Annotated in this window: 15 protein-coding genes; 10 read left to right on the plus strand and 5 right to left on the minus strand. The window is 48.8% G+C overall.

Annotated features, from left to right (window positions below):
- Nucleotides 1–141 precede the first annotated feature (141 nt).
- The 3 genes from DFQ00_RS23280 to DFQ00_RS23290 all read left to right on the plus strand — a co-directional run bounded on the left by DFQ00_RS23280 (nt 142) and on the right by DFQ00_RS23290 (nt 3,343).
- Complete coding sequence (locus DFQ00_RS23280) at nt 142–2,133, plus strand: AraC family transcriptional regulator (protein ID WP_167433813.1); 1,992 nt, start codon at nt 142–144, stop codon at nt 2,131–2,133.
- Nucleotides 2,134–2,282: 149 nt separating this feature from the next.
- Nucleotides 2,283–3,134, plus strand: coding sequence for an aldo/keto reductase (locus DFQ00_RS23285; RefSeq protein WP_110898860.1), 852 nt, complete (start codon nt 2,283–2,285; stop codon nt 3,132–3,134).
- Between the two features lie 29 nt (nt 3,135–3,163).
- Entirely contained in the window at nt 3,164–3,343 is a 180-nt protein-coding gene (locus tag DFQ00_RS23290; protein WP_110898861.1) for a hypothetical protein, read from the plus strand.
- 120 nt (nt 3,344–3,463) lie between these two features.
- On the opposite strand, the gene DFQ00_RS23295 is transcribed toward DFQ00_RS23290, so the two are convergent.
- Nucleotides 3,464–6,640: an alpha-mannosidase gene (locus tag DFQ00_RS23295; RefSeq protein WP_110898862.1), complete on the minus strand. Its 3,177-nt coding sequence runs from the start codon at nt 6,638–6,640 to the stop codon at nt 3,464–3,466.
- Nucleotides 6,641–6,855: 215 nt separating this feature from the next.
- On the opposite strand from DFQ00_RS23295, the gene DFQ00_RS23300 reads away from it, so the two are divergent.
- Nucleotides 6,856–7,788 (plus strand): AraC family transcriptional regulator, encoded by a 933-nt coding sequence (locus tag DFQ00_RS23300; protein WP_110898863.1) that lies wholly within the window; start codon nt 6,856–6,858, stop codon nt 7,786–7,788.
- 123 nt (nt 7,789–7,911) lie between these two features.
- Nucleotides 7,912–8,895, plus strand: coding sequence for a carbohydrate deacetylase (locus DFQ00_RS23305; RefSeq protein WP_110898864.1), 984 nt, complete (start codon nt 7,912–7,914; stop codon nt 8,893–8,895).
- 120 nt (nt 8,896–9,015) lie between these two features.
- Here DFQ00_RS23305 and pdxA read toward each other — a convergent pair whose 3' ends face one another.
- From pdxA to DFQ00_RS23325, 4 genes are all read right to left on the minus strand, one after another.
- Complete coding sequence (gene pdxA, locus DFQ00_RS23310; RefSeq protein WP_110898865.1) at nt 9,016–10,017, minus strand: 4-hydroxythreonine-4-phosphate dehydrogenase PdxA; 1,002 nt, start codon at nt 10,015–10,017, stop codon at nt 9,016–9,018.
- A complete protein-coding gene (locus tag DFQ00_RS23315; RefSeq protein ID WP_110898866.1) occupies nt 10,014–11,309 on the minus strand; it encodes a four-carbon acid sugar kinase family protein in 1,296 nt (431 codons plus the stop codon). Before DFQ00_RS23315 ends, pdxA begins: the two co-directional genes overlap by 4 nt.
- Nucleotides 11,310–11,492: 183 nt before the next feature.
- A complete protein-coding gene (locus DFQ00_RS23320) occupies nt 11,493–12,479 on the minus strand; it encodes a 2-keto-3-deoxygluconate permease (protein ID WP_110898867.1) in 987 nt (328 codons plus the stop codon).
- A 258-nt stretch (nt 12,480–12,737) separates the two neighbouring features.
- The gene (locus DFQ00_RS23325) at nt 12,738–14,426 is read right to left on the minus strand and encodes a PrpR N-terminal domain-containing protein (RefSeq protein WP_110898868.1); all 1,689 of its coding nucleotides are present in this window, start codon (nt 14,424–14,426) and stop codon (nt 12,738–12,740) included.
- A gap of 212 nt (nt 14,427–14,638) precedes the next feature.
- On the opposite strand from DFQ00_RS23325, the gene DFQ00_RS23330 reads away from it, so the two are divergent.
- The 5 genes from DFQ00_RS23330 (at nt 14,639) to DFQ00_RS23350 (ending at nt 18,922) form a co-directional block, all read left to right on the plus strand.
- Nucleotides 14,639–14,857: a hypothetical protein gene (locus DFQ00_RS23330; RefSeq protein ID WP_110898869.1), complete on the plus strand. Its 219-nt coding sequence runs from the start codon at nt 14,639–14,641 to the stop codon at nt 14,855–14,857.
- A gap of 145 nt (nt 14,858–15,002) precedes the next feature.
- The gene (locus DFQ00_RS23335) at nt 15,003–15,710 is read left to right on the plus strand and encodes a PspA/IM30 family protein (protein WP_110898870.1); all 708 of its coding nucleotides are present in this window, start codon (nt 15,003–15,005) and stop codon (nt 15,708–15,710) included.
- 339 nt (nt 15,711–16,049) lie between these two features.
- Complete coding sequence (locus tag DFQ00_RS23340; protein ID WP_110898871.1) at nt 16,050–17,081, plus strand: TFIIB-type zinc ribbon-containing protein; 1,032 nt, start codon at nt 16,050–16,052, stop codon at nt 17,079–17,081.
- Nucleotides 17,081–17,875: a TPM domain-containing protein gene (locus tag DFQ00_RS23345; RefSeq protein ID WP_110898872.1), complete on the plus strand. Its 795-nt coding sequence runs from the start codon at nt 17,081–17,083 to the stop codon at nt 17,873–17,875. Before DFQ00_RS23340 ends, DFQ00_RS23345 begins: the two co-directional genes overlap by 1 nt.
- Nucleotides 17,876–17,896: 21 nt before the next feature.
- Nucleotides 17,897–18,922 carry an SPFH domain-containing protein gene (locus tag DFQ00_RS23350; protein WP_110898873.1) on the plus strand — a complete coding sequence of 342 codons (1,026 nt, stop codon included), beginning with the start codon at nt 17,897–17,899 and terminating at the stop codon, nt 18,920–18,922.
- The last annotated feature ends 376 nt before the right edge of the window (nt 18,923–19,298 follow it).

Genomic DNA, 19,298 nt, shown 5'->3' on the forward strand with positions numbered 1-19,298 from the left:
GCACCAGATGGATTAGAGCCATGAACCTCCAAGGTTGATGGCTTTTTGTCTGTGATATAATAGGCGTGTTTAAGGGACGTAGGACTAGAAAAAGAAGCGGTAAGGGTCATGAGGGAAGGATACAGGCAGGGGGAAGGTTTGATGGAGATGTTAGTGGACTGGGACGCCCATATCGAGCAATGGAGCCATGCGGCTGTTCGCCTGCAAAGGATTCGGGCCTACCGTGAGCAGGGGCAGGGTAATGGTGAGGTTGTGGGGGAGCAGTTCGATTCGCAGTCCGGGTCGGAGCCGGAGTTTACTTTGAATGCACATATCGGCTGTTTCTTCGTTCTTACGCGAGGAGAGGTGAGGATCAGGATGGCAGATGAGGTGTATCATTGCCGCTCACCGTATATTTTGCATGGTGGTGAGGGTACAGGGCTGAGCTTTGATGCGCTGGATCACCATGAGATGTGGGACGGTTATCTGGTCTTCTATTCAGCTGTTCCAGCATCATCCGAGGAGCGTAAGAGTCTGGCTCTGTCTTATGGGTTCTCACCTTATGCGTTGCTGCCGATTCAGGAGAAATGTGAAGCGATGGAACGCTTATGGGCTGGGGGCGAACCGTTGGACAAGCTGCAGGGCCAGTCGTACTTTTTGCCTTTTGTGCATGAGATTCTTAGACAACGAACACAACGGCTCACCCATACAGAAAGAAGCCGATACAATATCGTAGCCGAAGTGATTCAATATATACAGGTACACTATAGTGAACCGATTACAGTAGAGAAGCTGGCAGGTAGGTATGATTGCAGTACCAGTTATTTGTCTCGTTTATTTCGAAATCAGATGCGGCTTGGGCCGATTGAATATTTGATTCACGTGCGTGTTCAGCGCGCGAGGAAATTGCTTCTGAAGTCAAATGCCAAAGTACAGGATATTGCAAGCCAGGTGGGTTATGCAGATGTATATTATTTCAGTCGGTTGTTTAAAAAGTATACCGGTCGTTCCCCGCTACAATTTCGCACGGAACATCGGAAGATCACTCACGCTCGAGTTCAGAATAATCCATTACACGGATTAGAATCGTCTATTGTCTCCACCTCCGTGCATTCTCATAATGAGAATGAGTCTTATTATCAATGTAGTCAGGAAGGGGATACATCCATGTTTCAATTTCCAAGACCGGCCTTTGGAGCCATGATGGTACTGTGCACATCATTGATTCTGAGCGCTTGTCAGGCAAGCACAACACCTGGAGGAACCAATGCTCAAGAGCCAACCAGTTCTACTGCAACAACGGTAGTGTCAGACAGCACAGCTGCAGAAACTCGGACCTACACACACCTGAAAGGTCAGTCGGAAATTCCTGTGCATCCACAGCGGGTTGTCAGTTTCTTTCATCTGGGGGAGCTGATGGCACTTGGCGTGAAGCCGGTGGGCACAACGACATATATTCTGGATAATCCACATATCAGCGACAAGACGGGGATTACGGATGTTGGCGTTCCGCCAGATGCAGAGAAAATTCTGGCGCTGGAGCCGGACTTGATCGTAACCACGGCTGCGTTTGCCGAAGCTGTAGAGGGTGGATATGATGCGCTGAAGCAGATTGCGCCAACGATTGTGGTCGAGCAGAATAATGATCCGGTCAAAGATGTAGAGATGTTTGGTGATATTCTTGGAAAACAAGAAGAGGCGGAGCAATGGAAAGCCAATTTCACAGCTAAAATCGCTGAATATAAGGAAAAAATCAAACCTTATGTGGAAGCTAACGAAACGTTCTCTATATTGAACGTGCGTCCAGATGCCCTTTTTGTATACGGGGATACCAACATGGGAGGCAATATTTTATACAAATACCTTGGTCTGAAGCCAGCTGCGAAAGTGGATTCGGATGTCATCCATGGCGATACGTGGGAAATCTCGAGCGAGGTCATTCCCGAATATATCGGTGATCGTTTGTTCCTGGCGGTAAACAAGGGAGCGGAGGACAAGCTCAAGGATATGCAGAAGCTTATTGATGCCTCGCCAGCAGGAAAATCGGGGCAGGTGTACTCCATTGATTTTGATCAATTCCTGCCAAGTGACGCTATCGCGATTGAGAAACAGCTGGACATTATTACAGACCTATTAATGGGAAAAGCCCAGTAATTCTGTTTTCACAGAACGTTGTCCGGGCTGGAGCGTAGTTTGCATTGATTCAGGCTTGTGTGCAGGAGTAGAATAACGAGAGAACGGTCCAACTTTTCCCATCTTATTCAGGAAGAATGATACGACCTGATACAAAGGAGAGCTCTCGAATGAATCATATCCCGGAGTACACATTGAATGATGGTCTGAAAGTACCTGCCATTGGATTTGGTACGTACAGTCTGAAAGGTGAGGCTGGCGTGCAATCCATTGCATCTGCACTGGAAGCAGGGTATCGCTTGATTGATACAGCGTATAACTATGAAAATGAGGCCACCGTCGGCAGAGCCATTAAACATAGCTCTATTGCTAGAGAGGAGCTTCTCATTACCTCCAAGCTGCCCGGACGATATCATGCCTATGATAAAGCCTTGGTCGCGATTCAGGAGTCGCTGTACAGAGCCGATCTGGACTATTACGATCTGTATCTGATCCACTGGCCAAATCCCAAGCAGGATAAGTATGTTGAGGCGTGGCAGGCTTTAATCGAAGCGAGAAAACGTGGATATATCCGCTCCATCGGTGTCAGCAACTTCCTGCCGGAGCATAATGAACGGCTGATTCAGGAGACGGGCGTGGCGCCGAGCCTGAACCAGATTGAGGTGCATCCGTTCTTCGATCAGACGAATCAGCGGCAGCAGGATGCGAAGCATGGCATTGTCAACGAATCATGGAGTCCGATTGGAAGGGGCAATGATGCGGTGCAGAATATTTTGAAGCAGGAGGACATTCTTCGGATCGCAGAGACACATGGCAAAACGCCAACACAGATTATTCTGCGCTGGCATGTAGAGCTCGGCTCCATTCCTATTCCCAAAGCAGGCTCGCTGCAGCATCAGCAGGAGAATATTGAACTTTTTGATTTCGAGCTGAGTGCAGCAGAGATGCAGATTTTGGCCACGTTTAACCGCCCGGATGGACGCTTGTGGAATCAGGACCCGAGCGAGTACGAGGAATATTGATACGTTGGTGCGGGAGAGGACGATGAGTTTTGGCAGCGAATTGGTGGCTTGCGCTAATCATTATGGTTGTGGTCAACGCAATAACAGCCTGGAGTTTATGGACAGGGGAACGAATTAGCCCGAGAGCGACAACGTGGTTTTTTGTTGTGGCCAATGTCATTGGGGCAGGTCTGGCTATCTCTCAATTCTTTTGGATGGACTTTAGCTAAATTAATGTAAAGAAGGGTTGTTTCCATGTCGTAATGACAGGAAGCAGCCCTTTTCTAGTTGTTGTTATTTCTACTATTGCTGTTGAGTTATTCGTTTCGTTGTTTTAGCTCTGGCATCGGTCAGTGGCTTGAACGCGGAATGCGGAACGTCAGAATCTCATATGGCTTGATGTCAAAAGCAATACGTCCATGCTGCACGTTACATGCTGCTTCGATGTTCTCCATCAGATCACATGCGTACGCTGTTGAAGCTGCTTCCTCAGGCAATTGCAAGGAGGCACGGCTACGGCGGCCATGGGCTTCATACACACGGATGATCATATCATCGTTGTCCTCGGCTTTTTTAATAACCTCCAGCACCACATTCTCCTGATCTACAGAAGCAAGCGACCATGTACCTGGCAGTGTACCCGTTTGCGAGCCAACCTCCAGGCCGACCAGCGGACGATTCAGATCATATGCGGCCTGAATGACACGTCCCTCACGGAAATCTCCCTGATGCGGATAGAGCGAGTAGGTGAAGACATGCTGCTCTTTGTCGGCATTTTCGTTCGGATACGTCGCACTTTTGATCAGGGACAGACGCATCACGGAATTGTGAATGTCATACCCGTACTTACAGTCATTGAGCAATGCAGCGCCATATCCGCTCTCGGCGAGATCGGCCCACTTCTGACCACAGACCTCAAACCGTGCCTGATCCCAGCTGGTGTTGCGGTGTGTAGCACGTTCCACGTTACCATACTGAATTTCATAGACGGCTTTTTCACTCCAGATATCAAGCGGGAACGCAACTTTGAGCAGCAGATGCTCCTGTTTCCAGTCTACAAAGGTACGGAAATCAATTCGCCGTGTATGTGCGTAGAAGATGATCGTTTGTTCAACGACAGAGTCCAGGAACTGTCTTTTCACTTGAAGCACAGAGCGTACTGGTCCAATTTCGAGCCATTCCATGGATTGCAGGTCGTTGACTTCCCACATATGCTGTTCAAAATAATCGTCAATGTTCCATGCCTCGTACTCCGCCGGACGATCCTCAAATACCTGCAGCACATTGCCGCGCTCGCCTGCTTGCAGCAGCTCGCGTCCCTCCAGCTTGTCCCATACGGATACAAACTCAGCACGGTCATTCAGGCGAATATCATACCAAGGGGTTTCGATGGAGCGCTGCTCTGAATCCCATTGTGCAACCGTTATACCTGCGTTAAGCTCTGCAGAGGCATCCGGTATGATGCGGAATGTTTTATACCCGGCAGCAGGCACGTTCTCAGCGAGGAACACAAGGCCACTCTCGGGTGTGTATTGGCTTGGTACAGGACGTTCACCATCATATACCGTTACTTTTCTCGTAAAGGAAGGCAGCTCCACCACGTCTGTCCGTGCAAAGCCGGTCGTGTTAAACACAGCAATTGCTTCGCCATCTGACGTAATCTGGCTCACAATACCGTTCAGCGCGCTATTTTGAAGCTCTTCTGTGACACGTAGCACCTCTTCATATTGTTCCTGTGAGTCCACATATACCTGCTCAATCGAGCTGCCCGGCAAAATATCATGGAACTGGTTTAGCATCGTCAGCTTCCAGGCATGCTCCAAGGCATCTGTCGGATATACAGCCTGTGCATCCGCTTGACGTTGAATCATGGAGAACAGCTCTGCATCCGCCAGCGCAAATTCACTGTGACGGTTATAGCGCTTGTTGCGAGCCATAGACGTGTACGTACCACGATGGTACTCCAGATACAGCTCTCCCGACCAGCGCGGAACCGAACGGACTCCATCCAGATTTTGTTCCAGCTTTTCAAAAAATTCACGTACAAAGGTGCGTTTCACCGCTGGCACGCCAGGTAGTCCTTTTTCCAGCCGTCTGCCGTGCTCAAGCATTTCTTCCGTTGGCCCGCCGCCGCCATCTCCGAATCCGAAGCATTGCAATACATCAGTGTTGATGGTTTTGTTCTGATATCGCTGCCATGTACCCTTTATCTGGGAAGCATTGAAACGTCCGTTGTATGTTGTCTCGAAACGGTGATTTCCGAATTCCGGGTGTGGAATATAGTCTTTGGCCGTAATGAAATGTGTCAGCACCTCGGAGCCGTCGATGCCTCTCCAGTACATCGTGTCGTTAGGAATCTGGTTGGTATCATTCCAGGCAATTTTGGTTGTCATAAAATAGTCGATTCCGCTCTTGCGCATAATCTGCGGCATTGCTGCGCTATAACCGAACACATCCGGCAACCAGAGCACACGGTTCTCTACGCCGAATTCTTCCTTGAAGAAACGTTTGCCGTAGATAATCTGGCGGATCATGGATTCACCCGAGATCAGATTGCAATCGGCCTCCAGCCACATGGATCCTTCCGCTTCCCAGCGACCCTCGGCGACCTTTTCTTTGATTTTCTCATATAACGAAGGGAAGTCTGCTTTCAGGTATGCATAGAGCTGGGGCTGGGAGGACATGAACGTATACTCCGGGAATTTGTCCATTAGATAGAGCACACTCGCGAAGCTGCGAATGACCTTCTCCCGTGTCTGATCCAGCGTCCACAGCCAGGCCACGTCGATATGGGTATGACCAATACAGTGAACGGTCGGGATATGATCAGCCGCAGGGCGAGTCTCACCATAGACATGGCTTTGCAAATACTCGCGTGCTTCCAGCACGGATGCATGGAACGCTGCGCTGTTCTCCTGACGCAAATCGAGCAGGTTCACTGCCTTGTTCAGTTGTTCAACCAGCTTGAGGCGCTCCAGATCATCCTCGCGCAGCAGGTCTGCGGCGTCCAGCGCAGCCTTGATGTCATAGTACAAATCGGAAACGGCTTGATGCTGCTCCGCAATGTATACGTTAAGGAAAACATCAGCAGCAGATGTGCTGCAATAAGCATAGAGCGCCAGCTCAAACTCTTCGCCTTTGACGGCAGCAGGAGTCAGGTCAATCTCGGTATGATTCACATCCAGGCCGCAGATCAGCTCTCCGTTCAGGAACGCCAGAAACTGCGGGTTGTCGTAGTTCCAGATGTCTGTCGCACCGGTCACGATGGCACATACGACTTTTTTGCCTTCGAGATGGTCTGGAATGCGGATGCGCGTTTTGAAGCAGGCGTGTACATCTTTGCCACCCCATCCATCTCCCTTGCGGAACACGTTCCATGATGAAGGGTCCTCATGCACGAGGTCCCACGAGTGGTAACCGCTCTCTTTATGGTAAAGCTCCGGTATATACGTTTTGGAAGTCAAGCGCGCACTTTCCAAATGTTTAACAATCGTATGGATTCGAGTGGACAAGGAGTTAGATTTCATATTGGTTTCCCCACCTTGGTATTTAGTAAGTAGAACAGTAAGTCAAGTTGCGATGGTCATCTGTGTATAAAATAAAATTGAAAACGCTGACATTTAGCTCCATCATATCAAACCCCGAGTGCTGCAAACTACGTAATGTATGCTGAAAATGCCGTATTTTTATTGCATTTCATGCTAAAATAAAGTCAGGCATGATCAAGAAAGGAGGCATATCCATGACAACATCGGTTCTGTCGTATGAGAAGGGATATGCGATCCATGTGAACCAGCCGGGTGATGCGTTGTTCTATCATCTGGATTACGATGAGCGCTCGCATGATCTGAATATGGAGTTTCAGCATTTTCACGATTTTTATGAAATTTGCATTCTGCTGGACCGCAGCGCCGCCCATATTATTGAAGGCAGTTTGTACGAGATACAGCCTGATGATATCGTGCTGTTGCGACCAGCATTGCTGCATAAAACCCAGTATCCGAAGGGCATTCCGCCTAAACGGTTAATGATCGACTTTGCTATGCCTCGCAGTTTGCCCGGACTTGAGAACGATTACAGCGAGCTGTTTACGATATTTAATGCGGAAGTACCCATTTTCCGCTTCTCGGAGGAGCGTCGGAAGGAAATTCTCGCGCCAATTAACGATATTTTCACGATATCACAGCAGCCGTCACCTATTCAATCAGTGGCTATACATCATAAATTTGTTGAGTTTCTATGTGGTCTGCATCGCTATGCGGCAGAGAACGCCTATGTCCGTGAGGAAACAGGCTCGTCCATGTCGCGGCGGATGTATGCCATTGCATCGTATATTCACAGCCATTATCAGCAGGAGCTGTCGCTGGATGAGGTGTCCAGACGCTTTTATGTAAGTGCTCATCATCTATCGCGTCAGTTCAACAAGGTAACAGGTTTTACGTTCACAGAGTACGTGCAAATGACCCGGATTCGTAACGCTCAGCAACTGCTGCTGCATACAAGTGAGAAAATTACGGAGATTGCCGCCCAGTGCGGCTTCACCAGCTTTTCGCAGTTCAATCGCATATTTAATAAGCAGAATGGGATGTCACCAAGTGCGTATCGCCGCAGCAGACCCGCACAGGATGAGCGTGAGATCGTGTTTGTAGGGCAGCAGCCGACGGAATCTGTTTGAACAAAGAGATACATCGGGATGGGACGTGGTTCACAAAAAATATAAAAGGCATGTGCCTCAATCCATCCGCCGCTCTTTGGCATTCAATAGAGGAAACAGGTAAGAGAACGGAGCGATCACGTCATGAAACATTTAATCATCAATGCTGATGATTTCGGTCTGTCTCCGGGCGTGAACCAAGGGATTGTTGAGGCATACCAGGCTGGAGGAATCAGCAGCACAACGTTAATGGTGAACATGCCCGGCTTCTCAGATGCCATAAGGCTGGCACGCCTGCATTCGGAACTTGGGGTGGGCCTGCATTTTAATCTGACCTACGGTCGACCTGTATCAGATGTGAGGCATGTTCCGTCTCTCGTTCAGAAGGACGGCTGTTTTCATCCGATTAGCGAGACGGGTAGCAGAGAACTGCGCGAGATTGAGATTGAATTGCTGGCTCAGTGGGAGCGATTCATTGCTTCAGGTCTGTACCCAACTCACCTTGACGCGCATCATCATTTGCATCAGGTTTTTCCCGACGTATACAAAGCTATGGCACAGTTAGCTATCAAAGAAAATATCCCGATGCGACGACTCCAGCAGCCACATCATTGGAGTGGAGATCCAGCCTTGCTGCCGACAACTGTGGATCAGGTTTTGCTGGACACCTATGAAGCGGAGAATGGGTTACAGAAGCTACTTGGTTATCTTCATAATCTGCCACAGGGTTCGACTGAAATCATGTGTCACCCCGGATATGTAGACGAGCCATTACAAGCGATGTCCAAATTAACCAGCCAACGGGAGTCCGAGTTGGCCGTATTTGGCAATCTCGCAGTCAGCAGAACCATTCAGGCTCTTGGCATTCGCCTAATTCATTACGGGTTGCTCGAATCCGTCATGAACGAGCCTGTCCCTGCACAAACTGATGCCGTATCCGGTACGGGCATCGTGTCTCCCGTTGCACCCGTACAGTCCCTAAGGCCAACAAGAATCATAGCGAAACGGAACAGCCTCAGGAACCGCAAGCTCAAGCTCCGCTCGTTGCGAGGGGGAAAGAGGCGTCAGCGGGCATTACCACGAAAAAAGAGAAAAATCGCTATGAGGAAAAAGCAGAAATACAGGTGAGCAGCCGCGGCCCTTACATCTATTTGAAGGGATACCACCCAAAATAACAAAGGCAAACCCGCTCACCGAAGCAGATTTGCCTTTGTTTCTTCATATCTATAGGTCGAAATGCTGCTCTGCTTACACCAAGTCCTTCGGCGCAAGCTCAATGGCTGAGCGAATGGCAGCGAGCATGCTTTTATCATCGGCAATGTTTTTGCCTGCGATATCGAAGGCAGTACCGTGGTCAACGGATGTGCGGATGATGCCGCCTTTCAAGCCAACGGTGATGTTCACGCCTTCCTCGATACCCATCACCTTGATTGGTGCATGGCCTTGGTCATGGTAGCAGGCAACGACGATATCAAAATCGCCGCGTCCAGCGCGGAAGAAGAGTGTGTCCGCCGGGAGTGGACCCACGACGTTAATGCCTTCCTGCTGCGCACGCTCAATGCCGGGCTGCAGCTTCTCTTCTTCTTCCCCGTTGCCGAACAAGCCGTTCTCTCCGGCATGGGGATTAATCCCGCATACCGCGACGCGTGGATTGTCAAAGCCTGCTTTTTTCAACGTATCATGAGCCAGCTTTACAACGGTATAGGTTCTTTCCGGGTTAATGCTCGCAATGGCATCAATCAGACCCATGTGGGTCGTCAGGTGAATGACGCGCAGATTCGGCGTGGTCAGCATCATGGAGAAGTCCTCGGTGTCCGTCAGGTCTGCCAAAATCTCCGTATGACCCGGATACAAATGGCCTCCCATATGCAGAGCTTCCTTGTTGAGTGGTGCGGTGCAGATCGAGTGAATCTGTTTCTTTTTCGCCAGATCAATGGCTCTCGCAAGAAATTGGAAGGCCGCGTCGCCAGCAGCAGCAGATACTTTACCGTACTCCAGATCGGCAGACACCAGGTTCAGGTCGATGACGTCCACAGTGCCGAATGCATATTTCGCTTCCGAAGGCTCCTGGATTGCATGCACCTTCAACGTGGAACCGATAACGGGCAACACACGTTCCAATATTTTGGCGTCACCAATCACAAGCGGATTGCACTGATCGTACACCTCTCGATGTCCCAGTGCCTTCATAATAATCTCGGGTCCGATGCCTGCGGCATCCCCCATCGTAATGCCTACTGTGGGTTTCATGCGTGAACGCCTCCTTTTAATTTTTGAATCGCACGGATAAAGACATCCGGTTTGCCGAATCCGCCTGCTTTGGTAATTACATATAAATCTTCAATGCCCATAAATCTGGAGATCGGCACGCCGATTTCAAGCTCGTCCAGTAGCTCGAAGCCGCTAATATTCCATTTCAGACAGATTTGCTTGGCGGTATCGCCACCTGTCATGGATACCCCCTTGAACAATCCTTCCTCCAGCAGTCGGGCACAGATTTCACCGATCGCGCGAACAATTTCGTTGCTCACTTCGGTGTGGTTCAATCCCCGATTCTCACCCGTGGCCCGTGCCAGCTCAATATCAATGGATTCAGCGGTGGAGTAGAGTACAACATTTTGACCTTCCAGCGCTTTGGTTCTGACCTCGTCATAGACACGCTCCAATTCCTCTGCCCGGTCTGCATCTGCCGATACAGCCTTGAACGAGTGGAAGGATACCGAGGCGATCCGGGACTGACGCAGCAATTGATATAACTGCTCACGAGAGTTTTTGTTTACACTGCCGACGACAGTCAGGATCGGTCCTGAATTCGGCGGGATTGTTAGTGCTGCATACTTGGATTCGAGCTCATAGTGAGCTGGCAGATAATTCGCAATTCCTGCCGAGCCTGCCCAGGCAAACGTATACGGCATGTCTCGTGTCATCTGCAAAATCAGTTCCAAGTGTCGTTCCTCGGTGGAATCTACCAGCACATAAGGAATCTGGTTGTGTTTCATCTGGTTCAGTTTGGCTTGTACCTGCTCTGGCCCGGCTTCCAGATCTGCCACACTAATCTCCCCCACATTGTATTTTGTCTGCTGTCTGAGCAGTTCCGGCAGGTGGGAGGTGGTTACGGGTGTCTTGGGATCAAACGCAATCTCTGTCTCCGCAAGCGGTGCACCATTCAGGTAATGAATCCCGTCGAGAATGGTGCGATGATTTTTGGGATAACCCGGGGCAATCATCATAAAGTCAGGCTGTACAACATCATAAACTGCATCAATCTCGATGCCGATATTGCCGCGCATGGTGGAGTCCATTTTTTTGAAAAGTGTATCAAATCCGTTATCCGTCAACAGCTTGGCTGCACGATATACGCGATCATAAGCTTCCTCCGCCGAGATGGAGCGGCTGTCTGTATCAAAAACAACGGTATCATAAGATGCCAGTGAGGCCTCGTCCATATTAAATAAAACACTTGTCTTCAAGCCGTGGCGGGCAAGCTGCACCCCGCTGTCATTGGCTCCGGTCAAATCATCTGCAATAATGGCCAGTTTCATGCAGTTATCCCCCTCCTTATTATTTCATTTGTTACGTTACCTCTATAAATTGAATCAAAGGTGTTTACACGGATCACTTCGCTTTTCCGGGTTTTTCTGTCCTCTCCGTTATGGTGAAAATAAATAGTCCAACTTTTATGGTGAAAATTCCAAAAATGAAATTACTCAGTCTCACGTCTACGTTTATGTGGTCGGTCGTTCATTATATTTGGCGACACCGCCTGATTTCTCCAGTCGTTTAGAGAGGAAGCCAATAAAGATCGGCAACAGAATCGCCGTAGTCACAACACTTGCTGCGATTTGTACTGTAGCAATCTCCGCAATGGGACCAAAAGAAGCGTTAGCAGCCACAATCGCGGCTGGTGTACCCACCGCATTACCCGCTGTGGAGCCTTCGGAAGCTCCGACAATTGGATTCCAGCCGATGGCTTTGAAGAGCAGGTATCCAACACCACCCGTCAGAAGCACGGTCAGTACACCAAGCAGTATTCCACCGAGTCCACCTTGAACAATGGAGGAGAAGTTAATCCCCATACCGAGCGCAAAGGCAAAGAACGGAACAAGCTTGTCACTGCCCTTTTGCAGCCACTCGGCCATATTACGATCCAGATTACCAATAATGACACCAACAATCAGCGGAAGCAATACCGCAACAAAGGACATCGGAGAGAACATGCCGTTTGCGAAGCCCATGGCACCAAAGATCGAGAGCGCTACCATTGTGAGAAACGGCCCGTCACTGAGTGCAAGGAAGGGATAGGCGGCTTTGTCATCTTCTTTGCCGTATTGACCCGCGAGGGCAATGTACAGACCGCCGTTGGAGTTGGTCATGGCTGCGATAATTGCCAGCGGGGCAAGACCTAGAAACAAGCCGCTCGAGTCGGCAAATAAAATCGCGATAAAACCAAGGCCTGCACCGATGGCCCATTTGAACGTAAGCAGGGTCAAGCCCTTGCCGACAGAGGAGCCGGCTGTTTTGAACGTAATCTGTGTACCCGCGATCAACAGGAATAGTGCAATGAGTGTGCTGGCGCTATTCACAAAGAGTGCCTCTGTAAAACCGCCGATGCGCAGAGCATTCGGGAAAAATGTATTGATCGTTGCACCAAGCAACAGGGGAACAACCATCATACCGCCAGGGATGCGATCAAGAGTAGCTTTAATGTTCATAGTCGTAGCTCCTTATGAAGTAATCGTTTTCTTGAAGCGCTTGCAGGCATTATGTTATCGCATGTTGTTTAATTTAGCAACAATAAATTATTGTAAATTTAAAACATTATCTAAATTGTTTAAAAATGCAACACATTATCTGTGTAAGATTTCTAGATGAGAGGCGAGAAGAGTTGTCATCCGAAAATTCAAAAGTCCATCACGAATGCACGATCCCCAAATATGAAAAAAGACCATAAAAAAGACGTAAACTTAAAGTTAATCTTTAAGTTTACGCCATAATGTGGCCCGATTAATCCCCAGACGCTCAGCGGCTTTAGATTGATTGTTATGTTCCTCTTGCAGCACGAGCTGAATGATTTCTTTTTCGATCTCTTTCAGCGTGCCATCCAGCTTCATCGCACCCGCACTGACCGCAGACTGTTGATTCAGCAGACGAGTTAAGGTTTCGCTTGTAATGACATAATCCGGTTCGTTCAGCGCGGCTTGTTTGATCAGATGTTTCAGCTGATTGACGTTCATATGTGCAGCCTGATCACGGATCAACTGAAGCGCATCCTCCTTGATTCGTACAGCTGTCGTGCCGTATTGGTGATAATACCCGGTCAGGAAATGCTGCATCAAGGGCTCAAGATCCTCGGCCCGGTCAGCAAGTCCTGGCATGATGAGCATGTTTAGCTCTAACTTGAGCGTCCAGTTCGGATCAGGAGTGTGCTCACTGAGAATAAACAGACCGATGCTATTCTGTAGACACGTCTGGATGAAGGTCAGCAGCTCGGGATCATGCAGACGTGACTCGATCTGATTTAACTCCACCGTTTTCACCTTGGACAGAGGGATTTTGTGCAAATGGCCTGAAGGGACTTGAGATAGATCAATCTGTAGCAGAAGTCCGCCGCCAGAGTGCATCTGATGCATATGCTTGACCAGAAAGGATTTACCCGAATCGGCTTCACCCAATAGGTATATCGGTTCGCGATGTGTATATAGTGCGTGAATGTTCTTGACTATCGCCTGCATGGCAGGTGATTCGGCAACGATGGGTTCCATCGAGGAATCGGTAAAGGTGGTGATGCCAAATTGTGCAAAGGCGTAAGGCTCTCCCTTTTCCAGCAGGTACACCTTGTAGCTCTTGTTATCCAGCGTAGTTTCGTAAGCGTGAACGGTCAATTGATAATCATCCACCATAAACACATTCTGAATTCTGGACTTGTGAAACTCCAGGCTTGTATTGATCAGATACAGATGATTCTCGGTGAGCGGATTGCGGTCAAAATCGGTCAGGTTCTCCAGCACCACTTCATTCTGTTCACCCATAATGAGCAGGTTTGGATGCTCTTGGGTAACGAGTTTATTCAGAATGACGGATACCGTCTGATTTTTGCTCAAATACCGGTAGACCAGCTGTGCATCCTCCATAGCTCTGAGAATGGATTCTGTACCCGATTGGATCAATAAACCTTCCAGACCGTAGGCCTTTGCCGTACTCACGGTGATGACGTCACCCACAATCTGCTGATAGCCGGACGCCTTCAGCTCCAGCAGCAGCCGGGCAACCTCCTCCGAGCTGTGGATGGTATACACTTTGAGCGGCAGGTCCATCAGGTCGATAATAGACTGTGCGCCCGATGTAATATTGGAGAAACCCACGATCGCGGTATGTCCGTTGAACTGACTTGCGAGTGTGAGGGAACGGATCATATCATAGCCGGACAGCTGCACATCAATGACCGGTACGGTCACCGCCTGTTTAATAAGTTGCGCGGTTCCGCCGCGGCTGATAATAATCTCGGCACCATTTTTTTCGGCCTGAATGGCCAGCTCTACCCCCTTTGCCAAGTCACCCACATCGGTTTGAATGGCTAACTGAGGATAGCGGGGAATACAGTCTTGTATAATAGGAATCATCGACTCGTAAGGAGCAATGAAGTGAACTCGTGTACGCATAGTTTTCCTGCCTTTTATAGATTCATTGATCCCTTTATTATAGCTAACTTGAAGAAGAAAGGCATCCTTGGAGCGATGTGATGAACTGCACTGAAGGGAGGGGAGATCTTTTTCAAAATTAAAGCATTCGGAAGGAGTCATGTTCGAGTGATTGCGCTAAAGTCGAGTTTGAAGACGCAAGAGAATGAATAAAGAGAAGGGGTGGGGGAGATATGCCGAATATTCATAAAGCAGCTGATCCTGATCAGATTATCCAGAGTGTGGTGGAGCGTTTCCCGTGCAGAGTGCTGTGGAGTGAAGGACGTCCATGTCTGGAATATCAGCAGGAGGAGGATGTGGCGGTGATCACTGAATATGTTCGGACGACATATGGGGTGGAGCTGCTGGATGTATTTTTCACAGCGGTGGAGCGTTTGCCCGAGGAGACATAGCCTTAGTCGTAGAGTGCGTGGTAGGGGAACATTCTGTTCGAAAATGGGACAACGACGATGTGTAATCGTATGAAAAATGAAACGTATGCCTTCCTATTCATGTATTATAGTATACATATGAACACACCCGAAGGAGGAACGAGTAATGGGAATCTTATCGAGGTTTAGAGACGTGATGAAAGCAAACGTGAACCACATGCTTAGCCGGGCCGAGGACCCGGAGAAGACCGTGAATGAGGTTATGCGCAGTCTGAGCAGTGACTTGGGACAGGTGAAGGCAGAGACGGCGGCGGTGCTGTCGGATGAAAATCGGGCAAAGCGGGCACTGGATGAGTGCCAGGCTGAGGTGAACAAGCTGCAGCGTTATGCGGAGAAATCCGCCGAGTCGGGTGATGTAGACAAGGCACGCAGTTTTCTGGAGAAAAAGGTGAAGCTGGCGGATAAACGCAACGAGCTGCAGGCCGCCTACGACCGGGCATCGGCTAAAGCACAGATGATGAAACATATGAACGACAAGCTCGTTGCCGATCTGGAAAAGCTGGAATCGAGACATGCCGAGCTGAAAGGTCGAATGGCAGATGCCAAGGCACAGCAGCAGTTAAATGAACGGAATGTGTCTGCGAGCCGTGCAGAATCCGCGTTTAAAGCGATGGAGGATCAAGCGAATCAGGCTCTGAATGAAGCGGAAGCATTGGCTGAGCTTCGCGCGGGCACGCAGGAGGACGATCTCGACGAGCTTATTGCACAGCTGGAGCGGGATATGAACGCAGATTCGGGTAATAAGCAGAGTGAGCAACGGACTCCGAGCGCAGACGAGGAGCTGGCAGCGATTCAGGAGAAGCTGCAAAAGTAAGGTGGGAAAAGTATATTTCGAAAATAAAATCTTGGGATGCTTCCGAGTATCGCTATTTCATAAAGATTGAATCGTTTATTTACACAAAAACGGAGAGGACAGAAAAAACCTGAAAAAGCGAAGCGGTCGCCTGAAAGCTTTCTGTAAGAAAGCTGCATCGGAAGCATACGCTGTCCACCGGATTTTCCCTTTGAGAAAAGGGAATCAAAAAAATCTGGGGATAACAGTGATTGGAAGGTTATTCTGTCATCGGAGTGATCGGTGTAAACATAGTTTTATTTTTATAGTGTAGTGATACACCTTATGAATTAACACCAAGTTTGACATGGAGGTGAGCAGATGCCGGTAGTAGAGTATAAATGTCCAAATTGCGGCAGTGGCATGATCTTTGACAGTGTATCCGGTGCATTGTCTTGCCCGAGCTGCGGAAGAGAGGACAATATTGAACAGCTCCCCGATCCGATGAAGCGACAGGTATTCACGGAGGATGAGGTGAAGGAATACCACTGCAACAGCTGCGGAGCAGATATTGTTACCGAACCGGAGACGAGTGCAACGACATGCAGCTTCTGCGGAGCGGCTGTAGTTCTCAGTGATCGGCTGACGGGCAAGCTGGCCCCGGCGATGGTGGTTCCTTTTTCCATCAACAAGGAGCAAGCGAAGCAGGCATTCAAAAAATGGTGCAAAAACGGTCTGCTCACACCCGGCGGCTTCATGACCGCAGATCGAATTCAGAGCATTACGGGCATCTACGTGCCGTTCTGGCTGTATGATTTACATAACCGGGTTGAAGTCCATGCTCAAGGCACCAAGGTACGATCCTATACCCAAGGGGATTACCATTATACAGAGACACAGCATTTTGATATTTATCGTAAAATTCGGTTGGAATATGTGAATCTGCCTATAGATGCGTCCGAGAAAATGAATGATGAGCTAATGGATAAGCTGGAGCCCTTTCCATACAGTGAGCTGAAATTGTTTAAAACCCCGTATCTGGCGGGATACATTGCGGAAAAATACAGTTATACCGAAGATGAGCTGCTTCCGCGAGCCAAGGACAAAACGAGATCCTATATTGATTCATACATTGCGTCTACCGTCTCGGGGTACACCAGTGTGAGCTATACGGATAAACAGATTGATACAACGATGAAACATGCAGATTACGTGCTGTTGCCTGTATGGATGGTCAACTATAATTACAATCGAAAACAGTATACCTTTGCCATGAATGGACAAACGGGTAAAGTGGTGGGTAAGCCGCCGATTAGCAAAGCCAAAGTAGCCGGATGGTTCACGGGTGTCTCTGCGGTGTCGTTAATATCGCTGAAGCTGGTGTCCTGGATGATGGGAGGCGGATTCCTGTGATGAAAAAAAGGCCTCTGGCTGCCATAACTGTGCTTATTGCACTTATAGTGACGCTATTCGCTCCGATCTTGCCGATGTCATCGGCATCCGCAGCGGAGAACAAAAACCTCATCTTTGATGAGGCGGGCCTGCTCAGTGAGCAGGACAGAAATGAATTGAATGCACTGGCGAATCAGTATTCGGCGGAGCGGCAGACGGACCTGATCATCTATACGACCAACAACGAGGAGCAGAAAAGCGACAAGCTGCTGACTGAGGAATTTTATGATAATCGGGCACCGGGATATGACAAGCCGCACGGCAATACGGTGATTTTGACACTGGATATGTATCATCGGAAAATGTACGTAGCGGGTTTCTATAAGGGTGAGGAGTACGTTGATAATAGTCGGGCAGCTAAAATTACAGCTAAAATTGCCTCGGAGTTGACAGATGGTAATTATCGCATGGCTTTTGAAAAGTTTCTAAATTTGTCTTATGAATATTTGGATCTAAAGCCTGGAGTGAATCCCGATAATATTCTATTTAAAACATGGTTTCAAGTGGCTGCATCCTTAGCCATTGGGGGCGGTGTTGTTGGAGTGATGATGTACCGCTCCGGCGGACGTGTGACGGTGAACCGCTCAACCTACGAGGATTCAAGTAACTCTCATGTCGTTGATCGTCAGGATCGGTATATTCGCACAACAGTCACGAAGACCAAAATTGAAAAGAGCAACAACAACGGTGGAGGCGGCGGTGGAGGTACAACCGCGGGTGGACATTCACACAGCGGCAGCAGCCGGTCTTTCTAAATTGAAGGGATGGGATTGAGTATGGGATTTTTCAGAAATCAGTTTTCCAACGTGGTGGAGTGGGAAGAATTCAGAGATGATATGATCTTCTGGAAGTGGAGCAATCGTGAGATCAAGAAGGGCAGTAAGCTGATTATTCGCGCAGGGCAGGATGCGATCTTTCTGAATAACGGCAAGGTGGAGGGCATTTTCGAAGATGAAGGTTCGTTCAATATTGATTCGGAGATTATTCCGTTTCTGTCTACGCTGAAAGGTTTCAAATTCGGGTTTAACAGTGGTATGCGGGTTGAGGTGTTGTTTGTAAACACCAAAGAGTTCACCGTACGCTGGGGCACGCAAAGTCCGGTGTTAATTCCGACACCACAGCTTCCGGGCGGTATGCCAATTCGGGCGAACGGGACGTTTAACTTCAAGGTGAGCGACTATGTGACGCTGATTGATAAAGTGGCGGGCATCAAACAGAGCTATCTGGTGGAGGACGTCAAAATCCGCATTACATCCGTGCTGGATCAGCTGCTGATGAAGTGGATCAGCCGTGAAGGCAAGGATATGTTTAATCTGCAAGCGAATGCTTCAGATATTGCACGCGGTATTCAGGAAGACCTGGATATGCAGATGATGGATATCGGGATTGGCATTACCGGCTTCCAGGTGATGAGCTTTAATTATCCGCAGGAGATTCAGGATATGATCACCAAAACAGCCTCGCATGAAATGATCGGCAATCTGCAGAAATACCAGCAGGTGAGCATGACCGATGGCATCTCATCCGGTAAAGTGCAGGGCGGCGGTGCGGCATCGGATATGGCGGGCATGATGATGGGTATGAACATGGCGAATGAAATGCTGAAAAACATGAACCAGAACAATCAAGGCTCGAATCATGCAAACCAAAGCAGCCAAAATCAAGGCCAACAACAAAATAGCAATGCGGGGTCGTCTCAGCCTTCCAGCGGTGATGGCAAAAAGCCAAACTTCTGCCCGAACTGTGGCGCAAAAAATGAAGGAGCCAATTTCTGTCCAAACTGCGGACAAAAGCTGGCCTAGAGATAGGAGTACACCGATGATCAGGCTTTAGTTATATAATTGAACTAAAGAAACTTCATTAAGCCGATCAACGGTCCATAATCGCTAAAGAGCGCTGTCGCTGTAATGGGGCAAGAATTCCAGCCTTGGTAGACTGCTCAAGTCGAGAGGGAATGCTAACGATCCCCATGGAGCTTATTTGCCCTGAATGGGGAACATTTGAAATCTAGCTATGATGAACGTAAACAAGGATAGCCCCCACATATTGCTGAGCATCGTAGGTTAAAATGGAAAGTGTCAATACCACCATTTCAGAGCTACACAGCAAAGGAGAGCTATCACTATGCAGTCTACCACAAAATTCATCGGTTTAGATGTGTCCAAAGAAAAAATTTCG

Source organism: Paenibacillus barcinonensis, assembly GCF_003217495.1.
GTDB classification, from domain to species: domain Bacteria; phylum Bacillota; class Bacilli; order Paenibacillales; family Paenibacillaceae; genus Paenibacillus; species Paenibacillus barcinonensis.